The 12678-nt window shown below is 70.0% G+C and carries 9 protein-coding genes; 5 read left to right on the top strand and 4 right to left on the bottom strand.

What is annotated here, in order from left to right; genetic code table 11:
* Nucleotides 1-6 precede the first annotated feature (6 nt).
* Nucleotides 7-585, top strand: a complete 579-nt coding sequence (locus G6N30_RS05935) for a TetR family transcriptional regulator (RefSeq protein WP_134060441.1) — start codon at nt 7-9, stop codon at nt 583-585.
* On the opposite strand, the gene G6N30_RS05930 is transcribed toward G6N30_RS05935, so the two are convergent.
* From G6N30_RS05930 to G6N30_RS05915, 4 genes are read right to left on the bottom strand one after another with little or no spacing between them, the layout of a single operon-like run.
* A complete protein-coding gene (locus G6N30_RS05930; RefSeq protein ID WP_134060440.1) occupies nt 578-1099 on the bottom strand; it encodes a 2'-5' RNA ligase family protein in 522 nt (173 codons plus the stop codon). The two genes, G6N30_RS05935 and G6N30_RS05930, sit on opposite strands and share 8 nt — an antisense overlap.
* Nucleotides 1100-1789: a dethiobiotin synthase gene (bioD, locus tag G6N30_RS05925; protein WP_134060439.1), complete on the bottom strand. Its 690-nt coding sequence runs from the start codon at nt 1787-1789 to the stop codon at nt 1100-1102.
* Nucleotides 1786-2934, bottom strand: coding sequence for an 8-amino-7-oxononanoate synthase (locus tag G6N30_RS05920; RefSeq protein ID WP_134060438.1), 1149 nt, complete (start codon nt 2932-2934; stop codon nt 1786-1788). Before G6N30_RS05920 ends, bioD begins: the two co-directional genes overlap by 4 nt.
* Nucleotides 2935-2962: 28 nt before the next feature.
* Nucleotides 2963-4270: an adenosylmethionine--8-amino-7-oxononanoate transaminase gene (locus G6N30_RS05915; protein WP_134060437.1), complete on the bottom strand. Its 1308-nt coding sequence runs from the start codon at nt 4268-4270 to the stop codon at nt 2963-2965.
* Nucleotides 4271-4362: 92 nt separating this feature from the next.
* Here G6N30_RS05915 and G6N30_RS05910 point away from each other — a divergent pair, with 92 nt between their 5' ends.
* From G6N30_RS05910 to treZ, 4 genes are read left to right on the top strand one after another with little or no spacing between them, the layout of a single operon-like run.
* On the top strand, nt 4363-6510 hold the full coding sequence (locus tag G6N30_RS05910) for an acetyltransferase SucT (RefSeq protein WP_163687424.1): 2148 nt from the start codon (nt 4363-4365) through the stop codon (nt 6508-6510).
* A 2-nt stretch (nt 6511-6512) separates the two neighbouring features.
* Complete coding sequence (gene glgX, locus G6N30_RS05905; protein WP_179965554.1) at nt 6513-8645, top strand: glycogen debranching protein GlgX; 2133 nt, start codon at nt 6513-6515, stop codon at nt 8643-8645.
* A complete protein-coding gene (treY, locus tag G6N30_RS05900; protein ID WP_134060435.1) occupies nt 8645-10948 on the top strand; it encodes a malto-oligosyltrehalose synthase in 2304 nt (767 codons plus the stop codon). The genes glgX and treY overlap by 1 nt, the downstream gene beginning before the upstream one ends.
* Complete coding sequence (treZ, locus tag G6N30_RS05895) at nt 10941-12677, top strand: malto-oligosyltrehalose trehalohydrolase (protein WP_134060434.1); 1737 nt, start codon at nt 10941-10943, stop codon at nt 12675-12677. Before treY ends, treZ begins: the two co-directional genes overlap by 8 nt.
* Nucleotide 12678 lies beyond the last annotated feature (1 nt).

The following is a 12678-nucleotide window of genomic DNA, read 5'->3' as shown; positions in this document are numbered from 1 at the left end:
AACCGCGTGCAACTGCACAAATACGACGTGGTCGAAGCGGCGACGGCGATCCTGGACGCTTACGGGATCGCCGACCTGACGATGCGCAGGCTCGCCAAGGAGCTCAACGTCTCCCCCGGTGCCCTGTACTGGCACTTCGCCAACAAGCAGCAGCTCCTCGGCGCGATCGCGGACCGCATCCTGCAGCCCGCGCGCGACGTCCCCGCCGTCACCGACTGGCGAGAGCGGATCGTGGCGGTGTGCTCGGCGCTGCGCGATGCGCTGCTGTCGCACACCGACGGCGCCGAACTGGTGTCGGCCAGCTTCGCCGCCGGACAGTCGCAGGCCGCCGGGGACATCCTCACCGCGCTGTCCGCCGCCGCCGAAGACGCCGGGGTGCCCTCGGCCGAGGCCGAACTCGCCGCGCGCACCGTCATCTACTACGTGCTGGGCTTCACCGTCGACGAGCAGTCGAAGTTGCAGTGGGATTCGGCCGGGGTGCTCGACCCGCAGGAGTCGGTGGCGGCCATCGACCACGACCGCCGGTTCGGCTTCGGGCTGCGGCTGCTGATCGACGGCCTCGGCGTCATCTCCACCGTCAGCTGATCGGATACTCGACGCGGTCGTTGCCGTCCCAGTGCCGCAGGCCGACGATCCGGCAGCTCAGGTCGCCATTCAGGCCGCGCACCGCCATCGCGGCGGGCAGCTGTTCGGGTGGCACCCGCCGCGCCAGCGTCACGTGGGGGGTCCACTGACCGGGCGCGGTGTGCGGGAGCGGGTCGCCGTCGATGTGCGGGCGGCACACCCGGTCGACCTCCCGGTGCAGGTCGAGCAGGGGCGTCGACGGGACGAGCAGCCGAACGAGGATCAGCGTGCGGGCGCCGAAGAGCATCGGCGCTCCGATCAGTCCGTCGAACGGCAGCATCGCCAGCAGCGGACGCAGCGCGTCGTTCACCCCGTCGGCCATGCGCTCCGCCACGGTGAGCGTCACGTGCGGGCGGTTGCTGGGTGACCGGTTGGCGGCCTGGCTGCGCACTCCGGCCGCGCTGAGGTCATCCCAGATCCCGCGCACCGCCGCGTCGGTAGCGGGGTCGAAGAGCAGCTCGACCGAATGGACCATCTACCGCAGGCCCGCGAGCCAGTCCGGGTCGAAGGCGGTCGCGCTGATCCGTTCGAAGTCGACGGCGCTGACCGATCCGGCGCCGGCGGGCAGCGCGGCGCGCACCGGGGCAAGCCGTGCCAGCGCGTCGCGGTTGTCGATCTCGGCGACACCCGGCTGCGCGGGCCAGGCGCCGATCACCAGGCCGGCGCACGAAAGCCCTTGTGCAGCGAGCGATTCCAGGGTGAGTGAAGTGTGGTTGAGGGTGCCGAGCCCCGGCGCGACGACCACCAGGACCGGGGCGCCCAGCTCTGTCGCCACATCACGAAGGGTGACGCCGCCCTCGCCGATCTCGACCAGCAGCCCGCCTGCGCCCTCGACCAGCGTCAGCCGGTCCGGCGCATCCGCGCCGCGCACCAGGTCGATCAGCTCCGCTAGCGTCGGCAGGGTGGCACCGGCACGCTGCGCGGCGGCCAGTGGGGCCAGCGGATCCGGATAACGCCATCCGCGGTGCAGCGCGTCCACCCCGGCCAGCCGCCCGATCTCGCGAAGGTCGTCGTCGCCGGATTCGTCGTCCGGTCCGGTGCCGGTCTGGACGGGTTTGCAGACCGCCACCTCCATGCCGTGCAGCCGGGCGGCGCAGGCCAGCGCGGCCGTGGCGACGGTCTTGCCCACACCGGTGTCGGTTCCGGTCACCACGAGCACGCTCATCTGCGGGCCGCCGTCAGCACGTCGGTCAGCACCTGCCGGGCGGTGCCCAGGTCGTCCGCGGTCAGCGACGCCCGCGCCGTCAGGCGCAGCCGGGAGGTGCCCGCGGGCACCGTGGGGGGCCGGAAGCACCCCACCCGCAGCCCGCGGTCCAGACAGGCGGTCGCGGCGGCCAGCGCCGTCTCCGGCTCCCCCAGGATCACCGAGACGACCGCGGACTCCGGCCGCTCGGCCACACCGCACATCTGCGCCAGCGCCGCGGCGTTGTCGAGCACCGCGCGGGCGCGCCACGGTTCGTCGGTCAGCACCTCCAGCGCCGCCCTCGCCGCGCCCACCGCCGCGGGGGCCAGCCCGGTGTCGAAGATGAAGGGGCGGGCGGCGTCGATGAGGTGCTCGCGGACCGCGGCAGGCCCGAGAACCACCCCGCCCTGACTGCCCAGCGCCTTGGACAGCGTCGTGGTCATGACGACGTCCGGCGCACCGGCCAGCCCCACCTCGTCGAGCAGGCCGCGGCCACCGTCGCCGCGGACCCCGAGCCCGTGCGCCTCGTCGACGACGAGCAGCGCCCCGTACCGCCGGCACACGTCGTGCATCTCGCGCAGCGGCGCCAGCACTCCGTCGGCGGAGAACACCGAATCGGTGACCACCACGGCGCGCTGTTCGTCGCGGGAGCTCAGCGCCGCCTCGATCGCGGCGACGTCGCGGTGCGGGGTGACCACCACCCGCGAACGGGACAGCCGGGCGGCGTCCACCAGCGACGCATGGGTGAGCGCGTCGGACACCAGCAGTGCGCCCGGGCCGGACAGCGCCACCACCGCGCCGAGATTGGCGGTGTATCCGGAGGAGAACACCAGCGCGGACTCGGCGCCGGTGAACGCGGCCAGTGCCCGCTCGAAGCCCTCGTGCAGTTCGGTGTTGCCGGTCACCAGCCGCGACCCGGTCGACCCGGCGCCCCACTCACGCAGGGCCCGCACCGCGCCCTCGACCACCCGCGGGTGCGTGGAGAGTCCGAGGTAGTCGTTGGAGGCCAGGTCCACGACGGCGCCGGTGGGCGGCCTGGTCTGCAGCGACCGGCGCAGTCCGGCGGCGCGGCGTTGGTCGGCGACCTCGTCGAGCCACGCCAGCGGCGACAGACCAGCGCGCGTCACGGTTGCCTCCGATCTACTTGAACACCGTTCAGGCTAGTGCACGGACCACGCCGACCACCGCAGAGGTGATCTGGGCGATCTCTTCGGCGGTGCAGATGTAGGGCGGCATGACGTAGACGAGGTTGCGGAACGGACGCAGCCACACACCGTGGTCCAGGGCCGCGGCCGTCGCCGTCGCCATGTCCACCGGGCGCTCCAGCTCCACGACGCCGATGGCGCCGAGGACCCGCACGTCGGCCACGCCGGCCACCTCGCGCGCCGGCGCCAGCCCGTCGGCCAGACCCCGTTCGATGGCCGCGATCGTGGTGCGCCAGTCACCGGCCAGCAGCAGCTCGACCGCGGCGACCCCGACCGCGCAGGCCAGCGCGTTGGCCATGAACGTCGGCCCGTGCATGAGCGCCCCGGCCTCACCCGCGCTGATGGTGTGGGCGATCTGCGTGGTGCACAACGTCGCGGCGAGCGTCAGGTAGCCGCCGGTGAGGCCCTTGCCGACGCACATGATGTCGGGGCTGACCCTGACGTGGTCGGCGGCGAACAACTCGCCGGTGCGGCCGAATCCGGTGGCGATCTCGTCGAAGATCAACAACACGCCGTGGCGGTCGCACAGCGCGCGCAGGTCGGTCAGGTAACGGGGATCGTGGAACCGCATCCCGCCGGCGCCCTGGACCACCGGTTCGACGATCACCGCGGCCACGTCGTCGGCGTGCTCGGCGAGTTGTCGCTCGAACGCCGCCACATACTCCGGCTCGTAGGCGCCGGGCACGGGCGGGGCGAACACCTGACGGGTCAGGATGTCGGTCCACAGCTCGTGCATGCCGCCGTCGGGGTCGCACACGCTCATCGGGGTGAAGGTGTCGCCGTGATAGCCCCCGCGCCACGTCATCAGCCGGGTCTTGCCCGGCCGGCCCGCCGCGCGCCAGTACTGCAGCGCCATCTTCACCGCGACCTCGACCGAGACCGATCCGGAGTCGGAGAAGAACACGGTCTCCAGACCCGCCGGGGTGATCTCCACCAGCAGCTGCGCCAGCCGGGCGGCCGGTTCGTGGGTCAGACCGCCGAACATGACGTGGTTCATCGTGGCCAGCTGCTCGGTGATGGCCGCGTCGAGCACCGGGTGGCCGTGGCCGTGGATCGCCGTCCACCACGAACTCATCGCGTCGATGACGTCGAGCGTCTCACCGCCGGCCGGGTCGGCGGGGTCGGCGATGGTGATCCACGCACCCTTGGCGGCCAGCGCCACCACCGGTGGCAGGGCGTCGGCGCCGATGGTGCTGTAGGGGTGCCAGACGTGCGCGGCATCCACGGCGCTGATCTGGGCAGGGGTCAACGCGGGCACGGAGATCGACACTAACCTCTTCGCTCGCCGCGGCGGCCAGACCATGCGCGGCATGAGGTGCCCGCAGAAATTCGGTAAATTAGCCGCCGACCATGATGACCCTCGCCCCCCACCGGCCGGCGGCTGGCTCCGACCCGGGTACCGTCCGGCCCTCCGCGACGGGAATCCGGAGTTCGGGCTTCTACCGGCACGATCTGGACGGACTGCGGGGCATCGCGATCGCGCTGGTCGCGGTCTTCCACGTGTGGTTCGGCAAGGTCTCCGGCGGTGTGGACGTCTTCCTCGCGCTGTCCGGCTTCTTCTTCGGCGGCCGGTTGCTGCGTTCGGCGCTGACCCAGGGCGCGTCGCTACGGCCCGTGCCCGAGGTGACCCGCCTTGTCCGGCGCCTGTTGCCCGCGCTGGTCGTGGTGCTGGCCGCCTCCGCGGTGCTGACGATTCTGATCCAGCCGGAGACGCGGTGGGAGACCTTCGCCGACCAGAGCCTGGCGAGCCTCGGCTACTACCAGAACTGGGAACTGGCGATCACCGCGTCGGACTACCTGCGCGCGGAGGAGACGGTCAGCCCGCTGCAGCACATCTGGTCGATGTCGGTGCAGGGGCAGTTCTACCTCGCCTTCCTGGTGTTGATCTTCGGGTTCGCGGTGCTGTTCCGGCGGGTGCTGCGGCGTCACCTGCGGACCGCCCTGGTGGTGTTGCTCACCGCGCTGACCGTCGCCTCGTTCGTCTACGCGATCATCGCCCACAACGACGACCAGGCCACCGCGTACTACAACAGCTTCGCCCGGGCCTGGGAGTTGCTGCTCGGCGCGCTGGCCGGGGCACTGGTCGGCCACATCCGGTGGCCGATGTGGCTGCGCGGCATCGTCGCCACCGTCGCGCTCGCCGCGATCCTGTCGTGCGGGTGGTTCATCGACGGCGTCAAGGAGTTCCCCGGTCCCTGGGCGCTGGTCCCCGTCGGCGCCACCATCGCGTTCATCCTCTCGGCCGCCAACCGCGACGACAGCCGGCTGCCCGCCCCGAACCGGCTGCTGGCCACCACCCCGTTCGTGACGCTCGGCTCGATGGCCTACTCGCTGTACCTGTGGCACTGGCCGCTGCTGATCTTCTGGTTGTCCTACAGCGGCCAGACGAGGGTCGACTTCTGGCAGGGCGCCGGGGTGCTCGGGGTCTCGGCGGTGCTGGCGTGGCTGACGATGCGTTACATCGAGGAACCGCTGCGCTACCGCGGGCCTGCGCCGATGGTGGCCACCGCACCCCTGCGGACGCGGCTGCGCAGGCCGACGATCGTGCTCGGCTCCGTGGTCGCACTGCTGGGCGTGGCGCTCACCGCGACGTCGTTCACCTGGCGTGAGCACGTCACGGTGCAGCGGGCCAGCGGCAAGGAACTCGCCGGGCTGCCCCTGCGCGACTACCCCGGCGCCACGGCGCTGGTGAACCACGCGAAGGTGCCCAAGCTGCCGATGCGCCCGACGGTGCTCGAGGCGAAGGAGGACCTGCCCGCCAGCACCATCGACGGGTGCATCAGCGATTTCGACAACGTCGGGGTGATCAACTGCACCTACGGTGACAAGACGGCGCCGCGCACCATCGCGCTGGCCGGCGGGTCGCACGCCGAACACTGGATCACCGCGCTCGATCTGCTCGGCCGGACGCACCACTTCAAGGTGGTCACGTATCTGAAGATGGGCTGCCCGCTGACCACCGAGCAGATGCCCTTGGTGATGGGTGACAACCGCCCGTATCCCAAGTGCCATCAATGGAATTCGCGGGTGATGCCCAAACTGCTCGCCGACAAACCGGACTACGTGTTCACCACGTCGACGCGGCCGTGGAACATCAAGGACGGCGACGTCATGCCCTCGACCTACCTCGGTATCTGGGAGACGCTGTCGCGCAACAAGATTCCGATCCTCGCCATGCGCGACACCCCGTGGCTGGTCCGCGACGGGGAACCCTACATCCCCGCGGACTGCCTGGCCGACGGCGGCGACGCGATCTCCTGCGGCATCGAGCGCTCCAAGGTACTCTCCGACGACAATCCGACACTGGACTACGTCGCCCAGTTCCCGATGCTCAAGCCGTTGGACATGAGCGACGCGGTGTGTCGTGAGGACTACTGCCGTGTGGTGGAGGGAAATGTGTTGCTGTACCACGACGCCCACCACATCTCGACCACTTACATGCGCACCATGACCGCCGAACTGGGACGTCAGATCGCCGCCGCCACCGGCTGGTGGTGACGGTGCCCCCGCACACCGTCTGGCCCGGTGAGGCCTATCCGCTGGGTGCCACCTACGACGGGGCGGGCACCAACTTCTCACTGTTCTCCGAGGTCGCCGAACACGTCGAGCTGTGCCTGATCGGCAAGGACGGCAGCGAGGAGCGCATCAACCTCGAGGAGGTCGACGGGTTCGTCTGGCACGCGTACCTGCCCACCGTCTCCCCCGGACAGCGCTACGGCTTCCGGGTGTACGGACCGTGGGATCCGGCGGCGGGGCACCGCTGCGACCCCAGCAAGCTGCTGCTCGACCCGTACGGGAAATCGTTCCACGGCGACTTCGACTTCGGCCAGGCGCTGTACTCCTACGACCTCGACGCCGACGATCTGGCGTCGGGCGGCACTCCCCCGTGCGTGGACTCACTCGGGCACACGATGACCAGCGTCGTGATCAACCCCTTCTTCCAGTGGGGTTCCGACCGCGCGCCGCGCACGCCGTACCACGACACCGTGATCTACGAGGCGCACGTCAAGGGGATGACGCAGCGCCATCCGGCGATCCCCGCGGAGTTGCGCGGCACCTACGCCGGGCTGTGCCACCCGGCGATCGTCGACCACCTCAAGTCGCTGGGCGTCACCGCCATCGAACTCATGCCGGTGCACCAGTTCATGCACGACCATCGGCTGATCGACCTCGGACTGCGAAACTACTGGGGCTACAACACTTTCGGGTTCTTCGCACCGCACAACGAGTACGCCGCCAACCAACACGCCGGCGGTGCGGTCGCCGAGTTCAAGGCCATGGTGCGGTCCTTCCACGCCGCGGGCATCGAGGTCATCCTCGACGTCGTCTACAACCACACCGCCGAGGGCAACCACCTCGGGCCGACGATCAACTTCCGCGGCATCGACAACGCCGCCTACTACCGGCTGCTCGACGGCGACCTGCGCTACTACAAGGACTTCACCGGCACCGGCAACAGCCTCAACGCCCGGCACCCGCACACGCTTCAGCTGATCATGGATTCGCTGCGGTACTGGGTGCTCGAGATGCACGTCGACGGGTTCCGCTTCGATCTGGCCTCCACCCTCGCGCGTGAGTTCTACGACGTGGACCGGCTCTCCGCGTTCTTCGACCTCGTCCAACAGGATCCGGTGGTCAGCCAGGTCAAGCTGATCGCGGAGCCGTGGGATGTCGGCGAAGGCGGTTATCAAGTCGGCAACTTCCCAGGTTTGTGGACCGAGTGGAACGGGAAGTATCGCGACACTGTGCGCGACTACTGGCGGGGAGAACCCGCGACCCTCGGCGAATTCGCCTCCCGACTGACGGGATCATCAGACCTCTACGAGGCCACCGGCCGGCGCCCCAGCGCCTCGATCAACTTCGTGACCTGCCACGACGGGTTCACGATGCATGATCTGGTGTCCTACAACGAGAAACACAACCTGGCCAACGGCGAGGACAACCGCGACGGCGAGAGCCACAACCGCTCCTGGAACTGCGGTGTGGAGGGCCCCACCGACGACCCGGACATCCTGGCGCTGCGCGGCAAGCAGATGCGCAACATGCTGGCGACCCTCATGTGCAGCCAGGGCACGCCGATGATCGCCCACGGCGACGAGATCGGCCGCACCCAGCTGGGCAACAACAACGTCTACTGCCAAGACTCCGAACTGTCGTGGATGGACTGGTCGCTGTGCGAGACGAACGCCGACCTGCTGGAGTTCACCCGCAAGGTGGTCGCCTTCCGCAAGAACCACCCGGTGTTCCGCCGCAGACGGTTCTTCGAGGGCAAACCGATCCGCAGCGGCGACCAGGTCCGCGACATCGCCTGGCTGACCCCAGCAGGCAAGGAGATGACGCCCGAGGACTGGGGTACCGGCCTGGGCAGATGCGTGGCGGTGTTCCTCAACGGCGAGGCCATCCCCACCCCCGACGCGCGTGGTGAACGCGTCGTCGACGACTCGTTCCTGCTGTGCTTCAACGCCCACGACCACGTCCAGGACTTCGTCACCCCCGACGGTGATTACGCCGAACTGTGGGCCGGCGACCTCGACACCGCCGACCCGACCGGTCACACCGACATCGTCGTCCCGGCCGGCGAGAAGATCTCGCTGCAGCCCAGATCCCTGCTCGTGCTGAGGAAGACCGCGTGATGACCGTCGGACCCGTGCTGTCGACCTACCGACTGCAGATGCGCGGCGCCGAGAGTGGGCATGCGTTCACCCTCTCCGACGCCCAGGCCCTCGTCGAGTATCTCGACGACCTGGGCGTCTCACACCTGTACCTCTCCCCGATCCTCACCGCGGTCGAGGGCTCCACCCACGGCTACGACGTCACCGACCCGACCACCGTGTCGTCGTCGCTGGGCGGTGCGGAGGCCCTCGCGTCGCTGTCGGCGGCGGCGAAGGCCCGCGGTATGGGGTTGGTCGTCGACATCGTGCCCAACCACGTCGGCGTCGACGTGCCCACACAGAACCGGTGGTGGTGGGATCTGCTCACCCACGGCCGCGACTCCGCCTACGCCGACTTCTTCGACGTCGATTGGACCGCCGATCCGGACGGCCGGATCCTGCTGCCGGTACTGGGATCGGACTCCGACGTCGCGGACCTCACTGTCGACGGCGACACGCTGCGACTCGGCGATCTCGTGTTCCCGATCGCACCGGGCACCGGCGAGGGCACCGGTAGCGAGGTTCACGACCGTCAGCATTACCGGTTGATCGGCTGGAAGCGCGGCATCTGCGGGTACCGCCGGTTCTTCTCCATCACCTCCCTGGCGGGGTTGCGCCAGGAGGACCCCGCCGTGTTCGAAGCCACACACAGCGAGGTCAAGCGGTGGTTCACCGAGGACCTCGTCGACGGCATCCGCATCGACCACCCCGACGGGCTGTCCGATCCGGCCGGCTACCTGACCTGGCTGCGCGAACTCGTCGGCCCACAGGCGTGGATCGTCATCGAGAAGATCCTCGCCGTCGGCGAGCCACTGGACCCGACACTGCCCGTGGCCGGCACCACCGGGTACGACGCGCTGCGTGAGGCCGGCGGCGTGTTCATCGACCCCGCCGGCGCCGAAGCGCTCACCACGCTCTACGAGTCGACCGGCGTCGACTACGCCGCGATACCCCGGACCGCCCGGGCGCTGAAGGTGGAGGCGGTGACCACCACGCTGGGCAGCGAACTGGCCCGGCTGTGCCGCACCATCGCGGCGGCCACCGGCCAGGACCATGCCGACCTGCCCGCCGCGATCGCCGCGGTGATCAGCCACCTCGGGGTCTACCGCTCCGACTATCCGGCACTGTCGACGGTGCTGCCGGTCGCGATCGCCGAAACCCTCACCGAGCAACCTCAGTTCGCGTCGGCACTGCAGATCCTCTCGTCGGCGCTGTCGGCGAGCCGGGAGACCGCGGTGCGGTTCCAGCAGCTGTGCGGCGCGGCGACCGCGAAGTCCATGGAGGACTGCCTGTTCTACCGGGACGCCCGCCTGATCTCGCTGAACGAGGTCGGCGGTGAGCCCGAATGGTTCGGGGTGTCCATCGCCGAGTTCCACCAGCGCGCCGCGACCAGAGCCGCCATGTGGCCGCACGCGATGACCACGCTGTCGACCCACGACACCAAACGCGGCGAGGACGTGCGGGCCCGCATCGGCGTGCTGTCGCAGGTGCCCTCGCTGTGGGCGCAGTACGTCGAGGCATGGTCGCAGCGCACCCCGTCACCGGATGCCGGCACCGGCCTCTTCCTGCTACAGAACATCTTCGGTGTCTGGCCGGTGGACGGCGTGGTGACCGACGAACTGCGCCAGCGGTTGCACGCCTACGCCGAGAAGGCGATCCGCGAGGCGGCCACCCACACGACGTGGAACGACCCGGACACCGCGTTCGAGACCGGTGTGCACGCGTGGCTCGACAGCGTGATCGACGGTCCGGTGGGCACCGAGCTCACCCGCCTCGTCGAGCAGCTCGACCCGCACGCCCGCAACGACAGTCTCGGGCAGAAACTGCTGACGCTGACCGGCCCCGGCATCCCCGACGTCTATCAGGGCACCGAACTGTGGGAGGACAGCCTGGTCGACCCGGACAACCGCCGACCGGTCGACTACGCCTCCCGCCGCACCGAACTGCAGGCGCTGCGGCATCCGAAGATGCGCGTGGTGCGTGCCGCACTGCACGCCCGCCGCGACAGGCCGGACACCTTCCTGTCGGGCGGGTACACACCGCTGCTGGCGCGCGGCGCGGCCGCCGACCACGTGGTGGCGTTCCTGCGGGGCGACGACGTGCTCACCGCGGTCAGCCGGCACACCGTGAGGCTGCACGAAACCGGTTGGGGGAACACCGAACTGGTCCTGCCCGACGGACAGTGGACCGACCGCGTCACCGGGGCCGGATTCAGCGGCACCGTCACCGCCGCCGAGCTGTTCTCCGAGCTTCCCGCCGTCCTCCTGGAGCGTGACCATGCCTGAGTTCGCGGTGTGGGCGCCGCGGCCCGAACGCGTCCAACTCGACGTCGACGGAACGCTGCACCCGATGACCCGAGGCGACGACGACTGGTGGCGCGCCGAGGTGGACGCCGCACCGGACGCCCGCTACGGCTTCGTCCTCGACGACGACCCGAAGGTGCTGCCCGACCCGCGCTCACCGCGCCAACCGGACGGCGTGCACGAGCGCTCCCAGCTGTGGACGCCCGCGGCCGACGCGTGGACCGACGATTCATGGGCCGGCCGCAGTATCGAGGGGTCCGACACGGGTCAGGTGATCTATGAGCTGCACACCGGGACCTTCACGCCCGAAGGCACGTTCGACGCCGCCATCGACAAACTCGACTACCTCGTCGACCTCGGCGTCGACTTCGTCGAACTCATGCCCGTCAACGCCTTCGGCGGCACGCACGGCTGGGGGTACGACGGTGTGCTCTGGTACGCCGTCCACGAACCGTACGGCGGCCCCGACGCGCTGATCCGGCTGATCGACGCCTGCCACAGCCGAGGCCTCGGCGTGCTCATCGACGCGGTGTTCAACCACCTCGGCCCGTCCGGCAACTACCTGCCGAAGTTCGGGCCGTACCTGTCGTCGGGCAGCAACCCGTGGGGCGAGTCGATCAACATCGCCGACGCCGGCGCCGACGAGGTGCGCCGCTACATCCTGGACTGCGCGCTGCGGTGGATGCGCGACTTCCACGCCGACGGGCTGCGACTCGACGCGGTGCACGCCCTGGTCGACACCACCGCGATCCACATCCTCGAGGAACTCTCAGCCGAAACCGACGCGCTGGCAAGCGAACTCGGTCGGCCGCTGTCGCTGATCGCCGAGAGCGACATGAACGACCCGCGCCTGATCACCCCGCGGGATCAGGGCGGTCTGGGCATGACCGCGCAGTGGGACGACGACATCCACCACGCGATCCACGCCGCGGTGTCGGGCGAGACGCAGGGCTACTACGGCGACTGGGGCAGCGTCGAGGCGCTGGCACAGACGCTGCGCAACGGTTACTTCCACGCCGGCACGTACTCGACGTTCCGACGCCGCCGCCACGGCCGCCCGCTGGACACCTCCACCATCCCGGCCACCCGCCTGCTCGCCTACACGCTCACCCACGACCAGGTGGGCAACCGGGCGGTCGGCGACCGGCCGTCGGAGAATCTCGACACCGGCCAGCTCGCGGTGAAGGCTGCGCTCGCGCTCGGATCCCCCTACACCGCAATGCTGTTCATGGGCGAGGAGTGGGGCTCGTCGTCACCGTTCCAGTTCTTCAGCAGCCATCCGGAACCGGAGCTCGCCCGGGCGACGGCCGAGGGGCGCAAGAAGGAGTTCGCCGAACACGGGTGGGACGCCGACGAGATCCCCGATCCGCAGGATCCGGAGACCTTCCTGCGGTCCAAGCTGAGGTGGGACGAGGTCGACGAGGGCGACCACGCCCGCCTGCGGCAGGTCTACCGGGACCTCATCGCGCTGCGCCGCGACGAACCCGATATGGCCGACCCCTGGCTGGATCACCTGACGGTCGACTACGACGAGGCGCAGCGCTGGATCGTACTGCGCCGCGGCAGCCTGTCGATCGCGTGCAACCTCGGCGCCGACGCGGTGACGGTGCCGGTCGCCGGTGACGTGGTGCTGGCGTGGGGCGAACCGGCCGCCGACGGCGACGGCACGCGCCTCGACGGGCATTCGTTCGCGGTGGTGCGGACCGCGTAGC

The sequence above is a fragment of the Mycolicibacterium litorale genome (assembly GCF_010731695.1).
Lineage (GTDB): Bacteria > Actinomycetota > Actinomycetes > Mycobacteriales > Mycobacteriaceae > Mycobacterium > Mycobacterium litorale.
This window is presented reverse-complemented; position numbering and strand designations above follow the sequence as displayed.